Annotated in this window: 16 protein-coding genes, 1 tRNA gene and 2 pseudogenes; 5 read left to right on the forward strand and 14 right to left on the reverse strand. The window is 35.2% G+C overall.

The window, feature by feature from the left end; genetic code table 11:
- Positions 1 to 489: 489 nt before the first annotated feature.
- The 4 genes from AABM58_RS04050 to rlmB all read right to left on the reverse strand — a co-directional run bounded on the left by AABM58_RS04050 (position 490) and on the right by rlmB (position 3740).
- Positions 490 to 1467 (reverse strand): quinone oxidoreductase family protein, encoded by a 978-nt coding sequence (locus AABM58_RS04050; RefSeq protein WP_338406427.1) that lies wholly within the window; start codon positions 1465 to 1467, stop codon positions 490 to 492.
- Positions 1468 to 1636: 169 nt separating this feature from the next.
- A complete protein-coding gene (locus AABM58_RS04055; protein ID WP_338406428.1) occupies positions 1637 to 2173 on the reverse strand; it encodes a cytochrome c oxidase assembly protein in 537 nt (178 codons plus the stop codon).
- On the reverse strand, positions 2174 to 2896 hold the full coding sequence (locus AABM58_RS04060; RefSeq protein ID WP_338406897.1) for a Bax inhibitor-1/YccA family protein: 723 nt from the start codon (positions 2894 to 2896) through the stop codon (positions 2174 to 2176).
- Between the two features lie 79 nt (positions 2897 to 2975).
- Positions 2976 to 3740 (reverse strand): 23S rRNA (guanosine(2251)-2'-O)-methyltransferase RlmB, encoded by a 765-nt coding sequence (gene rlmB, locus AABM58_RS04065; RefSeq protein ID WP_338406429.1) that lies wholly within the window; start codon positions 3738 to 3740, stop codon positions 2976 to 2978.
- Positions 3741 to 3832: 92 nt separating this feature from the next.
- Here rlmB and AABM58_RS04070 point away from each other — a divergent pair, with 92 nt between their 5' ends.
- Positions 3833 to 4327, forward strand: a complete 495-nt coding sequence (locus AABM58_RS04070; RefSeq protein WP_338406898.1) for a Smr/MutS family protein — start codon at positions 3833 to 3835, stop codon at positions 4325 to 4327.
- A 358-nt stretch (positions 4328 to 4685) separates the two neighbouring features.
- Here the strand turns inward: AABM58_RS04070 and AABM58_RS04075 are convergent, their stop codons facing one another.
- Positions 4686 to 6269: an actin-bundling T4SS effector WalE1 family protein gene (locus AABM58_RS04075; protein ID WP_338406430.1), complete on the reverse strand. Its 1584-nt coding sequence runs from the start codon at positions 6267 to 6269 to the stop codon at positions 4686 to 4688.
- A 379-nt stretch (positions 6270 to 6648) separates the two neighbouring features.
- On the opposite strand from AABM58_RS04075, the pseudogene AABM58_RS04080 reads away from it, so the two are divergent.
- Together AABM58_RS04080 and AABM58_RS04085 are read left to right on the forward strand one after the other, a co-directional pair.
- Positions 6649 to 7475 (forward strand): annotated as a pseudogene (locus tag AABM58_RS04080) (IS5 family transposase).
- A 172-nt stretch (positions 7476 to 7647) separates the two neighbouring features.
- Positions 7648 to 8911, forward strand: a pseudogene (locus tag AABM58_RS04085) (IS4 family transposase).
- A gap of 70 nt (positions 8912 to 8981) precedes the next feature.
- On the opposite strand, the gene mdh reads toward AABM58_RS04085, so the two are convergent.
- From mdh to AABM58_RS04125, 8 genes are read right to left on the reverse strand one after another with little or no spacing between them, the layout of a single operon-like run.
- A complete protein-coding gene (gene mdh / locus AABM58_RS04090; protein WP_338406431.1) occupies positions 8982 to 9932 on the reverse strand; it encodes a malate dehydrogenase in 951 nt (316 codons plus the stop codon).
- 26 nt (positions 9933 to 9958) lie between these two features.
- On the reverse strand, positions 9959 to 10246 hold the full coding sequence (locus AABM58_RS04095; protein WP_338406432.1) for a hypothetical protein: 288 nt from the start codon (positions 10244 to 10246) through the stop codon (positions 9959 to 9961).
- A complete protein-coding gene (locus AABM58_RS04100; RefSeq protein WP_338406433.1) occupies positions 10243 to 10794 on the reverse strand; it encodes an NADH-quinone oxidoreductase subunit C in 552 nt (183 codons plus the stop codon). Before AABM58_RS04100 ends, AABM58_RS04095 begins: the two co-directional genes overlap by 4 nt.
- Complete coding sequence (locus tag AABM58_RS04105; protein ID WP_096617324.1) at positions 10787 to 11302, reverse strand: NuoB/complex I 20 kDa subunit family protein; 516 nt, start codon at positions 11300 to 11302, stop codon at positions 10787 to 10789. Before AABM58_RS04105 ends, AABM58_RS04100 begins: the two co-directional genes overlap by 8 nt.
- 3 nt (positions 11303 to 11305) lie before the next feature.
- Positions 11306 to 11659: an NADH-quinone oxidoreductase subunit A gene (locus AABM58_RS04110; RefSeq protein ID WP_338406434.1), complete on the reverse strand. Its 354-nt coding sequence runs from the start codon at positions 11657 to 11659 to the stop codon at positions 11306 to 11308.
- Positions 11660 to 11677: 18 nt separating this feature from the next.
- The gene (locus tag AABM58_RS04115; RefSeq protein WP_338406435.1) at positions 11678 to 12046 is read right to left on the reverse strand and encodes an HIT domain-containing protein; all 369 of its coding nucleotides are present in this window, start codon (positions 12044 to 12046) and stop codon (positions 11678 to 11680) included.
- Between the two features lie 3 nt (positions 12047 to 12049).
- Positions 12050 to 12325: a hypothetical protein gene (locus AABM58_RS04120; protein WP_410529775.1), complete on the reverse strand. Its 276-nt coding sequence runs from the start codon at positions 12323 to 12325 to the stop codon at positions 12050 to 12052.
- A 4-nt stretch (positions 12326 to 12329) separates the two neighbouring features.
- Complete coding sequence (locus tag AABM58_RS04125) at positions 12330 to 13169, reverse strand: hypothetical protein (protein WP_338406436.1); 840 nt, start codon at positions 13167 to 13169, stop codon at positions 12330 to 12332.
- Between the two features lie 185 nt (positions 13170 to 13354).
- On the opposite strand from AABM58_RS04125, the gene AABM58_RS04130 reads away from it, so the two are divergent.
- Both AABM58_RS04130 and AABM58_RS04135 read left to right on the forward strand, forming a co-directional pair.
- Positions 13355 to 14905, forward strand: a complete 1551-nt coding sequence (locus tag AABM58_RS04130) for a UDP-N-acetylmuramoyl-tripeptide--D-alanyl-D-alanine ligase (protein WP_338406437.1) — start codon at positions 13355 to 13357, stop codon at positions 14903 to 14905.
- 50 nt (positions 14906 to 14955) lie between these two features.
- Positions 14956 to 15906, forward strand: coding sequence for a complex I NDUFA9 subunit family protein (locus AABM58_RS04135; RefSeq protein WP_338406438.1), 951 nt, complete (start codon positions 14956 to 14958; stop codon positions 15904 to 15906).
- A gap of 8 nt (positions 15907 to 15914) precedes the next feature.
- Here AABM58_RS04135 and AABM58_RS04140 read toward each other — a convergent pair.
- Positions 15915 to 15988 (reverse strand) — tRNA-Arg (locus tag AABM58_RS04140).
- Positions 15989 to 16031: the final 43 nt, after the last annotated feature.

Consider the following 16031-nt stretch of genomic DNA (forward strand, 5'->3'; position numbering starts at 1 on the left):
AAACTTTAGACCAGTAATAAAAGGATAACATTAATTTACTCATGAGAACATAATTTTCATGAGAACAAAAGCCTATAAGATTTCTCAAATCTAAGGTTAAAATACAAAAAACTTCCTTGATAAGTTTCGCCAGCCCTCTTATCATGAAACTGAAGCTATTTTATTTAACTTCGGTACGAACATTGCGATTTGGGCCTACCAGGAGAGTGTCATGAAAGTAGCTGACACTGGGATGACAGGAGAAGGGGCTACTGCCGTCATAAAGGAACCAGTGTCAGCTACTCGGATGATACCTTTTTCTACTTAATTTGGGTTATGCAAGAAGTCTATTCGCGGTATAGATTCCGCTAACACGTAGCGGGATGACGGTTGTCGGTAAATCTAAGTCAGTTTAGCTATATGCTTTTAATTTCCCCAAAAGGAGAATGAAATATGTGAAATTCTAGTTGATATAATTTAATGAATGGTTAGTTTAAATTACTAATTTATTTAAGAGACTTTGATGATATTTAGCCCACTCGCTTTTCTATTTTCCATATCACGATGTGCTTGAATTATTTCATCAAATTTATATTTTTTATTGATCCGTACAGTTAAAAGTTTTTTTCTTATCATCTCGAAGATTTCCATTGTGGTAAGCACTAATGTGAATCTATCATGCTTATAATGATATATTAAGGTTCCAGTTGCAAATAACGAACGTGAACTAAGTAAAGAAAAACTAATAGGAGCGTTACCTGATATCTGCCCATAGGAAACGTATATGCCGAACCTGCCTAAAGATTCAAAAGAGAGCTTACTTGTAGCGTAACCTATGGGGTCATATACTGCACCTACTCCTCTGTTTTGCGTAATCTCCATAATTTTAGAAACGAAGTCTTTATCATTGTAGTTTATTGCGTATGTGCAGCCACTTTGTAAAGCTATTTTCATTTTTTCATCAGAGCTTACAGAACCTATCACTACACCTTTTTTATCCTTTGCCCATTGGCATATTATTTGTCCTAAGCCACCATTAGCCCCATGAACTAGCACAAAAGCACCAGGCCTAACTTTATAAGATTGATTAACTAAATAGTGAGCTGTCATACCTTTAAACAGCACTGCAGCAGCAACTTCATCAGATATGTCATCTGGAATTTTTATCAGATATTTCTGGTGTATAATGCGCTTTTCACAATATGCCCCTGGAGGAGCTGTGCAATATCCAACTCTATCTCCGACCTTCAACCCATCACTGATTTTTTTACCAAGCTTTTCAATAACTCCCACTGCTTCTGCCCCAAGCACTGATGGTAAATTTTTAATTTTGCGCGTACCTTTTCTGTGCTCTAAATCATAACGATTTAAGCCGATAGTTGTGTGACGTACTAAAACTTCCTCGCCTTTTGGCTCACCTATACTCTTATCTACAAATTCTAATACTTCTGGTCCTCCAGTTTTTTTTATTTGTATAGCTCTAACCATGATGAATGTAAGATAAAAACTTTGATTATGTTATCTAATAATTAATATTTTGCAAAGTCATTGTTTCCACAATCAATAGACTTCTTGCGTTACCTCTTGTCATCCCAGTGTCAGCTACTCGGATGACACCCTATTGATTACTGAAATGACACGGTTTGCAAACATTCTGTTACTTAAGCTTAAAAAACGTGTATGACAGTGTTATTTCGCTCAAATCTTTTGTATTGTTATCAAGCATTATCTCAGGATCTATATAGAAAGATACGGGCATAGCTGCTTTTTGTTTTGGTAGCAACATTTGCTCTTCAAAACAAAAGCATGCAACTTTATTGAAATACTTACCTGCTTTGAAAGGCGTAACATTATACACCGCCATTCCAAATGAAGGCTGATCAGATAGATTTTTTGCGTAATAAAACGCTAAACTTTGTTCTCCTATGTTTACATCAACGTAGTTAGTTTCTGATTTAAATTCCCAAGGTAGATCGGACATTATATCAGCATTGAAGTGAACCCTGATTTTTTGGTCAGTTGCACTTATTGTTGCATTAGTTACTTTTTTTATTGTGCCACCATATCCAGTAGCTTTACAAAAAATGCTATATAATGGTACCGATGCATATGTAAGACATATCATCGACACAACTAAAGATACTAAAAAGAAAACTATAGAATTCTTACTGCCTTTCCTTAAAAAGGAAAACATCTAATCCCTATTGTTGAACAAGTTAAGTAACCTGAGTAGATTGAGAAATATATTAATAAAGTCAAAATAAAGATTAGTTGCACCGAGTATTGCCAATTTAGTAGTAGCAACTTCTGATCCGTCATTATATTTATAATAAACGTCCTTGATTCTTTGAGCATCATACGCAGTCATTAAGGTAAATACTATTACTGATATGAACGATATTGCAAAATAGAGAGGACTACTTCCAAGGAATAAATTTACTATAGACGCGATAATTAACCCCAAGACTCCCATAATCAAGAAAGAGCCCATACTTGTAAGATCTCTTTTTGTGGTATTACCATATAAAGCCATAGAGCCAAACATAATTGATGTAATGAAAAACGCTCTTGCTATATTTTCTGCAGTATAAACTATAAAAATATAAGATAAGGAAAGCCCCATCAACACTGAGAACGAGAAAAATATAGTAACGGCAGACTGAGCACTTAGGTGTTGAATTCTATAAGACATGTAGAACACCAATGCAACCGGAGATAACATTACCACAAGCGATAGAACGGGATTAGAATGAATTACCTGAAAAAGACCTGAAAACACCGTTAGGAACGCGACAAGCCCTGTAACACCCAAAGCTAAAGCCATGTAGTTATATACTTTAGTTAGGTAACTTCTAAGCCCAGCACTGTAGTAAGCGCCTTGAGAGCGAATATCCTGTTCATTTCTCATATAAGACATAATATAACTCCTTTTATCCATTACTTAACACATTATAATATAAAACCACATTTTTATCAAGTGTTTTTATTATAAACAGCTATGCGCTGGCATTTGTTTTAATATAAATAGAATATAGGCCTATTGCCGCTGCATTTGAAACATTTAAACTGTTAATTGCATTTGACATTGGTATTTTTAAAAGATAATCACAGTTTTCTTTAACTAGTCTTCGTACCCCTTTCTCTTCAGAACCAAAAATAATTACTCTTTTTTTCTCAAAACTCTTTATTTCATCTATATTTTCTTTAGTATTGCAATCAAACCCATAACACCAGTAACCGACCTTTTTTAAATACTGCATAGTTTTTACTATATTTGTAACGTATATTAGTGGGACAATATCTAATGCTCCGCTTGCTGCTTTTGCAATAGATGCATTTTCACTCGGTGAGTGGTTATGTGGTAAAACCAATGCATTGACATTAAAACAAGCTGAAGTTCTTAAAATTGACCCAATATTGTGTGTGTCAGTGACTTGATCTAAAATGACTATAGTAGAGCTGTTGTTTGAGCTTTCAGCTATTTCTTCGATGCTTAAGTTATGAAGGATAGGAGCAACTTTTAAAGCAATTCCTTGATGATTAGCACCTTTGGGTAAAACGTCATTAAGTATTTTGTTTTCTACTAATCGAACTTTAATGCCCTTACTATTTGCACATTGCTTAATTTCTTTTTCGTGTTCTCTATAGAAATTTTCTGTTACTAACAGTTCTATACACCGCCTATTTTTATTCTTCAGTGCTGACATGCAGGTGTGCTTTCCATACAGCCAAAAATTCTCATTAGTTTTTGACGATTTCATCGTATTATTGAAAATCGGGTTTTTATAGAATAAGCAACATTTTACTATGTTTGAATATTGTTGTAAAATTATACAATTCGATTAATGCGTTTATGTCGGACGATGAGTTGGATTGGCAAAAAAATGTTAAGCCAATAAAATGTGGAAAAGTTACTTTGAAAGTTGATCATAAAGTAAATATAAAGTCTATGGTTGATAAAGGTACCTCCGACTTACAAGGGAATTTTCTTAATACCAATAATAGTAACTCATCATTTTGTCTTGACCAAAACACAAAATCAAAAGTTGATAGGGGTAAATATTTTATAAGCGATAAGCTCGATTTGCATGGCTATAATATAGAGGATGCTTACTGTAAATTGATAGATTTTATTATCAAAAATTATCGAGCAGGAAATAGATGTTTATTGGTAATTACGGGATACGGCAGTGCAACAAACAAAACAGACACTATAAAGAGTAACTTAAATAAATGGTTAAATGACACTAAAATCCAGCATATGGTTCTATACTACCAACAAGCTACGAAAAAACATGGTGGTAAAGGGGCTTTTTATGTTTTATTAAGAAGGCTTAGGCCCTATTAGCTGCTTAAGTTTCCTTTTAAGCCTTAATTTTTCTTGTATAACCATACAGTGTTCGGCAGCGCGTGACGCGCAACTGTACGAACATTGTCTATCAGAAGGGCAATGCCTCCTTCTCCTGTCATCCAAGTGCCAAGCACTGGAATCCAGCTTTTATGTTGTATAGTGCACAATCAATTTTTCTGGATCCCAGTGTCAGCTACTCGGATGACACCCTTCCTAGCGGAGAAATCATAATGTTCATACGGTTGTGCGCATAACGCTGGACTCTTTATGGTCAAACCTTCAGTTAGAAAAAACAAAAAAGGATGTTACTCATTGAGTAACATCCTTTTGGAGAAGGTGAGTGGTTTTGTTTACGCTACTTACCAGCTATAACTTCTGGCTGCTGTAGACTAATGTGAACCTCAGACTTATACGTACGAGGCTCTTCTAGACTTAAGTCATCTAAAGAAAGACTCAGCTTCTTTGGCGTAGAAGAACCAGAACCCATGCCACTATCAATAGAAGGGCTTCCAGGCACCTTTGGTGGAGCAACTGGAGTAAGACTATTAGAACGAGAACGGTTTGCTCCTATTGTTGCAGTTTTATTAGTATTCTCAATTGGAGTAGGAGTATCAACGTAAAAGCGACTATTTCCTACTTGTCTAGATGACGTGTCTGATTCAGAAAGAACTTGATATTTAATTTCAGAAGTTTTTTCTGACTTTTTGCCACTTTTGAAAGGTGATGAAACCTTATCCCAAAGTGAAGTAGCTGTTTTCACTTCTTTATGGTTTGCAGGATTTAACAATTCCGCTTCACTGCTAATGGTACTGTCAGTACTTACAGAATTTAGAAAACTCATTGAACTGCTTCTTGATGAGCTGTTTTCAAAAGATTGCATTGAACCTTTTCTGATACCATACTTTCCTGCTACTTCATTAAGGTTCTCTATAGAGTTAGAAAGTTTATGCTCTGTTTTGCATTTTTTAATAATCTCCTCAATTTCATTATGATGTTCAGAGAAAATTTCATAAAGACTATTATTATCCTTAGACAACAAATTTTGCAACTTCTTAGCGTCTAATTTATTGACAAAATCTACTTGCTGTTTCAACCGGTTGATCAACTGGTCCTTTTTGGCACCTTGTGGACCACCAACAGAATAAGCTTTCTCTAATATTTTTCCCTTCAATTCAGAGAATATCTTTTTAATTAAAACAGAGTTATCTACGGCTTTGTCTTCAAGCATTTCCTTAATAAACATCTCCTTTACACTATTGAAATTCCCTGTTTTTTCTTCTGTTTTCAAAACAACAGTTTGACCTTCGTTACCTATTGAATATGAGATGCCGTCTAAACTAGACATGCTCACACCACTATTACTCATCTTTCTCCCAAATTTTTGAACGCCATCTCCCATTGCTCTTAATGCAGAACTAGTTCCCTCTCTTGTTGCCTGTCCCACAGAACTTACAGCTTCTTTTACTGAGTCCTTAGCATGCACAGCACCATCTTTAATTTTTCCTGCAGCGTATGTTGATGCGTCCTTAACTTTCTCAGCAGTATATTTCGCCCCATCAACTGTCTTTTCTGCTGACCACTTGAGCCCTTTATATCCAGATTGAACTGCTTTTACAGCGACTTTTACAGCGAAATATAAAGCAAGACCAACTATAGCACCTGGTATAGCAAGTGTTGCACCAACTGCCAAAAGTGGTAGTACTGCCGTAAATAACCCACTTGCTGTACTTACTACAAGAATCTTATCTCCTTGTTTCATCTTAGAGAATTCTGTATCTCCTTTTAACAGGTCAGTTATTCTTTCTTTTAGCTTCTTGTGATCATTAGCAATATCTGAATTTGATAGATTTTGCATAGTTTTATTCAAATCAAGACTACCTTCTTGTTGTAGGTCTATTTCAGTTTCAACAAAATTTGAACTTTTTTTATCAGGTAACATTTTTATCCTCACTATTAATTAAATATATTATAATTGTATTCCTTGATTCTTAAGTTAGTGTTAAACTGATTGCCAGTATTTATTTGTCTTCGAATAATTTCGCTTGACGTGTTTTTTGGTGACGTGGAAAATTAAACTGTATGGATGCTGTTACCAGCAGGCAAGTCGCTGACACACAAATGTACAAACATTGTAATATGACAAGATTTTACAGAGTAAACGATGTCATTCCAGTCTGAAATCCAGGTTGCTCACAAGCAAACTAGCATAGAAAGTGGTTACAACGCTTTCGATGAGATTGCAGGAAGGCTGGATTCCAGACTGGAATAGACTTCTTTCAAAATTGTTAGAGGGAGTGTAAGATGAAGTATTTGAAAGCATGAAATATAAGGAAATAGAAAAGTTAGAAGGAGAAAAGTTTCGACGTTTAACAGGGGTAAAAAAAGCAACATTTGAGCGAATGGTAGAAATTCTAGAAGTGGAGGATAAAAGAAAAAAAGCTAGAAGTGGAAGAAAAAGTAAACTTTGCATAGAAGACAGGCTACTTATGGCACTGGAATATATAAGAGAATATCGTACATATTTTCATATTGGGCAAAGCTATGGCATGAGTGAAAGTAACAGTTTTAAAATAATAAGATAGGTAGAAGACATATTAATAAAACATCCAGATTTTGCATTACCAGGAAAAAAAGAGCTATTAAAGAGTGATGTAGAATATGAAGTTTTAGTAATAGACGGAACTGAAACGCCAGTAGAGAGACCAAAAAAAAGCAAAAGCCCTTCTACTCTGGAAAGAAAAAAAGGCATACTATAAAAACACAAATAGTAACAGAGAAGAAGAGTAAAAAAGTCATATGCACATCTTTCTCGAATGGTAGAAAACACGATTTTCGGATGTTTAGAGAATCAAAGGTAGCAATATTACCGGACACCAAAATCTTAGCTGATGCCGGCTACAGGGGAATGCAGAAGATACACAAAAATGTTGTATTACCGCACAGGAAAATGAAAAAGAATCCGTTAAGCAAAGAACAAAAAAAAGAGAACAGGGCACTTATGAGCCAAAGGGCAATTGTTGAAAACGTAATTGGCTTATTGAAAAGGTTTAAAATCATCTCGGACAGGTATAGAAACCGACGAAAACGTTTTGGTTTAAGGTTTAATTTGATTGCTGCAATTCACAATTTTGAGCTCCATACATGAATTTTGAAAGAAGTCTATTGGCGTCAACTTAAGGAAAAATATCAGCGATAGTGTATAAAATTTCTCTCTAAAACTTTTACCATTAAATTATCCAGAAGCCGCAGGAAACAGCACTTTTGTTTCTATTTTATTTCAACAAAGAAGTTTAAAATGTGTCCTTTTTAGGTGAAACATGCAAAAAGGAAAAATTTATTCTACAAATTAAAAATATAATATACTCGAAAGCTTTTCAGAGAATCCATTGTGTTGGAAAAAACAGTTTTACACGAACAAGAAAACTTCCTTTTTCGACAGTATTTTCTATGATTTTAAAGTTAGTTAAAAAAAGTTTGGGAATAGAATGTGAACTTATGGAGCCATTGACATGTAAAACTCCACCCTCAAAGCAAGCTTTTTCTAAAGCAAGGTATAAGATTTGCCATACAGGCTTTCAAGAATTATTAGAGCTAAGCATCCAAACAGCCTATCAGGATGAACCTGAGTATGGAACTTGGAGAGGCTATAGACTTATTGCAGCAGATGGTTCTGGTATGAGATTACCCAGCTCTGAGGAAATTGTATCCGAGTTTGGCCGCTTTAAACCAAATGGAACAACAGGCACAATGCCACCATTGGCAATTTGTTTGTTGATTTGTGTACTTCGCTGATTTGTAGTGCTCGTCTTGCGGCTTGGAATATAGGTGAACAAACGTTGGCGGAAGAGCAATTACCCGAAGTTATCACTCAAATGCGTTCATTAAATCAAAAGAAATTATTATTTATCTATGATCGTGGTTATCCTTCAGTAAAATTCATTCAGCAGCATTATGATTTGGAAGTAGATTTTATTTTTCGCTTGCAAAAAAGAAATTATAGCAAGCTATGGGAACGAATTGCATCTGGAGAATTAGATTTCGATTTTATATTAGAAAATGAAAAGCTAAAAAATAAAATGAAAGGACAGAAAGTAAGAGTTATAGTGCTGACATTAGCCAACGGAGAAACAGAGGTATTGATTACTTCACTTTTTGACCGAGTAAAATTTACTTTGGAAGATATCAGCAAAGCTTATGTGTTAAGGTGGCATATAGAGGAGTGCTATAAACGACTCAAAATAGGTGCAGAATTAGAGAATTTTTCTGGCGTAAATTTAGAGGCTGTATTACAAGAATTTTGGGCAAACTTAGTCATGTGTAATATATTGTCGCTTCATATGTGTGATGCACAAGGGCCTTGGAATCCAGATCAAATTGCTGAGTATCGTTTAAATTTTTCAGTTTTATTTGGTGTAATGAGGCAGAAACTCTATCAGGTACTTATTGGAAATTGTTCGCCAAAAAACTTTCAAGCCCTTTTTGATAGAGCAAGTATACGCGCTAAAGTTAAAATCCGACCAGGACAGCCGCGATAAGGTAGATAAGCCCAAACGCCATCATGTCTTTAGGAGAGTTTGCTAATGGAGGCTCTTAAGTTGACGCCATTGCCTGAACAGATACAACTTAAGCCTCTATAAAACCACTAATTTACTTATAAGCTTAAAGACTTCACTAGCTCTTTTACTGCATTCACAGATTTATCGAACATTTCTCGTTCACTATCATTCATTTTAACTTCTAGGATCTTTTCAATTCCGTTTTTTCCAATAATTACAGGAACACCAATAAACAAATCTTTTACACCATATTCACCATTAAGGTAAGCAGCACATGGTAATATACGCCTTTTATCTTTTAAATATGACTCTAACATGCATATAGCTGAAGATGCAGGAGCGTAGTATGCAGATCCAGACTTAAGCAGATCAACTATTTCTTTACCGCCATTGCGAGTGCGTTCAACTATTTCATCGACTTTTTTCTGCGTAATGAGACCCATATCGATAATTTGGGTAAGTGGAATGCCAGCAACAGAGGCACAGTGAATGAGTGGTACCATAGTGTCGCCATGTCCACCGAGCACAAAAGCAGACACATCTTTAACTGAAATATTTAGTTCACTTGCAAGAAAATAACGAAAACGGGCAGAATCAAGCACTCCTGCCATTCCAACAACCATATTAGCTGAAAGGTTTGAAAATTTATGCACCACTGAAACCATGGCATCCAGAGGGTTGGTAACCACTATTACAAACGCGTTTGGAGAATATTTTTTAATATTTTCGCCAACCTCCTTCATTACTTTAGCATTGGTTTGCAGGAGGTCATCCCTGCTCATTCCAGGTTTTCTAGCAATGCCTGCTGTTATGATGATTGCATCAGAGTCTTTTATGTCTTCATACTTATTTATACCAACTAAGTTAACATCAAACCCATCAATGGAAGATGATTCTGCTATGTCGAGTGCTTTACCTTGTGGTATTCCATCACTAATATCAAGTAAAACAACATTGCCGAGCTCCCTTAGTGCAATCATATGGGCAAGAGTTCCACCGATATTTCCTGCACCGATTAAAGATATTTTTTTTCTTTGTACTGTCATTATATACCTCTTGTATTCAATTTTAATTACCCTCTATGTCTTATAGTAAAACCTGCTGCTGTGTCTTCAAAAGCAATTTGGTTACTACTTTCGCTTGTAATCCAAGTGGCCCCACCATTGTCATCCCAGTGCGTGACACTGGGATCCACCTTATTTTCATCGTGGACATTGTTTTTGATATATGTTCCTAGTATCCGTTGCCCATTGTATAATTTGCAAATATGTCTATACTTGGATCCCAGTGTCACGCACTGGGATGACAGGAAAAAAAGCATGAGAATATATTTTTCAGGCATAGGCAAAATTCTTATCACTTTTTACCTTCCCAAGGCGATAGGCTGTCAAACATACGAAAATCTTGCGGTAAATCTATAGGATTATATACAACCTTTTTTGTCTCTATATCATATCTTACTTCCTCATAACCAGTGAGAGGGAAATCTTTTAACATTGGATGACCTTTGAATCCATAGTCTGTTAGAATCCTACGCAAATCAGGGTGATCAGAAAACTCTATTCCATACATATCAAACACTTCACGCTCAAACCACAAAGCCGTACTAAATATCTTCGCTACACTTGGAGGCATGTCGCTTTCACATAACTGAAGCTTTATGTGTACTCTAATATTATGCACAATGCTGAGCAGATTGTATATTAGCTCGAAACGCTTCTCTCTATTTGGATAGTCAACTCCAAAAATATCAACTAACAATTCAAACCTACACTTTTCATCATCACGTAGAAAGGATAGGTGCTTTTCAATTTCATCTAAAGTTGAATATATTATAATAATGCCATCATCTTTTTGAATGCACTCGCACTTGGTCTTTTTTTGTATATGCTTTGCAGTTTTATCCATGCTTTATATTCTGAGTTCGTTTTATTTTGTTTTGTAGGCATAGCATTCCATATAGCAACGCCTCAGCAGTTGGTGGACATCCAGGGACATACACGTCAACCGGCACAATTCTATCACAGCCTCGGACTACTGAATAAGAGTAATGGTAATAACCACCACCATTTGCACAACTTCCCATGGAAATAACATACTTCGGGTCTGCCATTTGATCATAAACCTTGCGCAATGCTGCTGCCATTTTATTAGTTAGTGTGCCAGCAACAATCATCACATCTGATTGACGTGGGCTTGCACGGAACATTATACCATATCTATCAAGATCATAACGGCTAGATGCGGTATGCATCATCTCAACTGCGCAACATGCAAGACCAAATGTCATTGGCCACAATGAGCCAGATCTTGCCCAATTCATTACATAATCTGTTAAATCACCAAATTTAGTGACAAGAAACCCTTCTTTTTTATAACGACCCCAGTCATCATTAGATAGAATTTGATTTGTCATAAACTACTCCCACTCTAATGCACCTTTACACCATTCATAGATAAAGCCTATAGTGAGTATTGCAAGGAATACCATCATAGACCAAAATCCACCATAGCTTATCTTAGATAAAGAAACAGCCCAAGGAAAAAGAAAAGCAATTTCTAAGTCAAATATTATAAATAATATTGAAACTAGGTAAAATTTAATGTCAAAATTTTTTCTTGCACTGGATAGTGGGTTGAAGCCACACTCATATGTGGAAAGTTTTTCACTATCTGGCTTACTCACTGCAAGAAACATAGGCAATATACCTAAAACAAAAGATACTATAATTGATACGCAGATAAAGATTACTATGGTTAAATATTCGCTCATTTAACAAAACATATAACACTATGAATTTACATGCTTTCCTAACTTTTTACCACCTAAAATATGCACGTGAAAATGTGATACAACCTGCTCTCCATTTTCACCGTAGTTAGTGACTAACCTATACCCTGTTTTTTCTAGATTATATTTATGTGCTATCTCTCTTACAGTTTTGAAAAAACTTATTATCTCCTCTTCAGAAGCTTTTAGAATAAAATCATCGTATGAAACATATTGATTTTTGGGTATGGCTAAAATGTGAACTGGTGCATCAGGGTACTTATCGCGAAAAGCTAGTACATTTTCATTTTCATGTACCTTCTCACAAGGTAACTCATCTCTTAATATTTGAGCAAAGATGTTATTGCTATCATAAACTTCATTGCTCATATTTTAAGAGCGACCTTTCCCTCTTCCTTCGTTTTTTTCTACATTAGGTGTAGATAGTGGTTTTATCGTTTCACCAGAAGCATCTTCAAGATTTAAAGAGCTTACAAGTTCCCTTGCTTTTACCATGTTCTGCCGTTCCTTCGAAAAGGTTTCTATTCCACTTACCCCTTTTCCAGCAGTAACTCCTGGTTGTAAGTGATACATATCCCCAGGAACAGTTAAACTATGATGTCTTTCCTCTATTTTAACTTCATTCATAATACTCCCCTTATAACTCATAACTTTACCTCCTATTCCTTATATTTTCAGAACCCTGCTCAACTTTATTCTGCCAATTTGCAGTTTCCTTTAATAACTCTCCTCTACTACTACCTGCAAGTGTTTCAGCAGCTTCCAATGCCTTACTAGCAGATAAAGCCAGAGTTTCTGAAGGCTGACCAACATCAGACTTCACAACTTCGTTTGATGGCTTCTTTTGATTATCATATTCCTTATACAATTTTTCTGCAATACCATTTAGCAATTTTAAGTCTGTGTGAACTTTAAATTCTCCGCCAGTAATTTTTGCTAGATTTTTAAGGTCTTCGTCAACTTTATTAGCAATTCCTTTAAGAACAAGCTCTTTTATTTCTTTCTCGCTCTTGCCTTTATTATCAGGATTAGTTTTAATAGTGTTAGCTATTTCCTCAACGTTAATTTCAATTACAATTTTGTTTTCTCCTCTAAAAATAGTTACATTCGATAAATCTTTTTTTATTGTATTTAATTGCTCTGGGCTCAAATAAGGTATATCTCCTGTCAAAGTCCTTGATGCTAAAAAACTTACCTTTCCTGTCCCTTTCTTTTGCTCTGTTATTTGTACGCCAAGATCCTCACTAGCTTGTGTGGTTTCTATGGGTGGGTCATATTCTTCAAGTGGGTTGCCAATAATAGAACGCCCGCCATTTTTTATGTCGTGCCGCATTTCATCCCAGGACTTAAACCAATTCTTTGGCCATATAGGGTATACTGCACCCTTGACTAGAACTTTTACACCTCTACCCAGAAAACTTCCTACTCCCGAAGCTGCATTACCAACTTTAGCTAGTATAGAAGTAGATTTTTCATTTTTTCCTGTGAACATATATACCTCCAAGGTACTTTCTACAACTAAATACATTTTAATTATAGACGAAAAAATTTAAACTTCTATATCCATTATAAGATAGAATTATAGGGATTGCAACCATTATTTGTACATTGTCTAAAACATGTAGTATTTTCGCTACTTTTATTGTTCAATTTATTATAAGGAATACTCTCTAAATTATGTTTAAATGGAGCACAAATAATATCATTGATGCAACTGGCGGAAGAGACGTAAATGGTTGTAATTGGATACATAGCTCAAATATTTCAACGGACACAAGAAGCATAAAAAAAGGTGATTTATTTATTGCACTCAAGGGAAGGAATTTTGATGGCCATAATTTTTTGCATGAAGCGTTTTTAAAAGGGGCTGTCGCTGCAATAGTAAGTGAGGGTAAATATAAAAATTTCCCTCTCATTATTGTACAAGATACCCTGAAAGCTTTGCACGATATGGCATCATACTACATTAGAAATGTTCTTATTGACGCTAAAGTTATTGCAGTTACAGGCAGTGTCGGAAAAACCACTACAAAGGATATGCTGCACACTGTTTTATCGCAATATGGAGTGTCCCATGCAAACGAAGGTAACTTAAATAATAATATAGGATTGCCTTTGACAATTCTAAAAGCTCCAAAAAACTGCCAGTACTTAATTCTTGAAATGGGAATGAATAAAGCTGGTGAAATAAAAAAATTATCAAAGATTAGTAATCCGAATATTGCAGTTATTACCAACATCGAACCTGCACATACTGAAAATTTTTCATCACTATTTGACGTTGCACAAGCGAAGTTAGAAATTCTGTATGGTATGAAAAATAACGGTACTTTGGTTTTAAGCAGAGATAATAAGTATTATGATTATCTCTCATCACGCGCCAATAGAAATGTAATAAGCTTCGGTAAAGATAAAAATGCTGAAGTTTGTTTACTAAACTTAATAAGAAACGATGAATCTTCTGTCATTTCAGCACTATCTTCTGTCGTTCCAACACCCTCCTCTGTCATCCCAGTGCTTGACTACTTGGATCCAGAAAATTTAATTGCAAATGAGCATATCAGACGGTTGTATAATAAAGACTGGATTCCAGCGTCACGCGCTGGAATGACATCAAACCGAGTTGCTAATAGATTAAGTTTAAAAATCAGGCTGAGTGATAATCAAACTATAAACTGTAATTTACGTGTACAAGGTGAGCATTTTGCATACTCTGCATTAGCTGTTGCAGCGGTTGTGCAAAGCCTCGGACTTGATTTATCAAAATTACCACTTGCACTTAAGAATTTTAGTGTAGCGAAAGGTAGAGGCAATATTCATAAGGTCAAATATAATAGAAAATATATACATTTAATTGATGACTCCTATAACGCCAGCCCTGCTTCGATGAAAACTGCAATAAAAACTTTGAGTACATATTCTAATCAGAGAAAAGTAGCTTTGCTTGGTGATATGTTGGAACTTGGTGATGAAAGCATAGAGTTTCATACAGATTTGGTTAAGATTATCACAGGAAATAATATAGATAAAGTTTATACAGTTGGTAAATTTATGTTAGAATTGCATGAGCTTTTGCCAGATAATATGAGAGGCGCACATTTTAATGATTCTAATCAATTGAAAAGTAATTTAGCTGACATTATTCAGAATAATGACGCAATTCTAGTTAAAGGCTCACGAGGAATGAAAATGGACCTTATTGTACAAGAATTCATAATAGAGTATTAAGTAAAATCATTGTATTAATTTACAGCAACAAATTATTGGGAACTTTAATTGTGACAAAACGTGTAATTATTTTTGGTGGAACGGGGTTTATAGGGAAACACATCGTAAGACGCTTGGCAGCAGAAGGATATTTAATAAAGATATTCACTCGTAATCAGGAAAAAGCTGCTTGTTTAAAATTGTGTGGCAATTTGGGACAAATATCAATATTTAAAGGCGATTTTTTTGATGAAAAATCAGTTCTGGAGGGTATGGAAGAATGTGATGTAGCCATAAACTTAGTGGGAATATTATATGAAGCAAAAAAGCACGATTTTTACGCTGTTCACGTTAAAATAGCTGAAAGGATAGCAAAAGCTGCAAAAATGAAAAATGTACCTATGATGATACATTTTTCTGCTATGGGAATAGAAAATAGCAAGTTGTCAAAATATGCTCAAAGTAAATTGGAAGGTGAAAAAGCTGTAACTTCAGCATTTCAAGAAGCAATAATAATTAGGCCAAGCCTTGTATTTGGTAAGGAAGATAACTTCTTTAATAAATTTGCAAGATTAGCAACTATTCTTCCTTTCTTACCACTAATTGGCAATGGAACGACTAAATTTCAGCCCATATGTGTAACAGACTTAGCTGAAGTGGTATATCGTATTATCAGTTTTAATAAGCAAGACAAGAAAATTTATAACATGGGCGGACCAAAGGTTTACTCTTTCAAAAGCTTATTGAAGTTTATTCTGAATGTTACTAACAGAAAGTGCTTGTTGATCAATGTATCTTTTCCAATGGCAAAGTTAATAGCTTTCTTTTTAGAAAATAAAATTATTTCTATGCTGCTAAAACCAATAACCGGAGATACGAACCCTGTGCTTACTCAAGATCAGGTGAAAGTTATGATGAATAGTTCAATCGAAAGGTCAGCTGACCTTGAAACAATGAAGGTTCGACCATTAGCAATTGAAAATGTGGTACCAGAGTACTTAAAGATTTATAGAAAGTATTGATAAAAGAGTGTGCCCGGTGGGATTCGAACCTACGACCCACAGCTTAGAAGGCTGTTGCTCTATCCAGCTGAGCTACGGGCACACAACATATATAAAATGCTTCTTAGTACAAGTGAAGTCAAGTA

This window comes from Wolbachia endosymbiont (group A) of Longitarsus flavicornis (genome assembly GCF_963931955.1).
GTDB lineage: Bacteria > Pseudomonadota > Alphaproteobacteria > Rickettsiales > Anaplasmataceae > Wolbachia.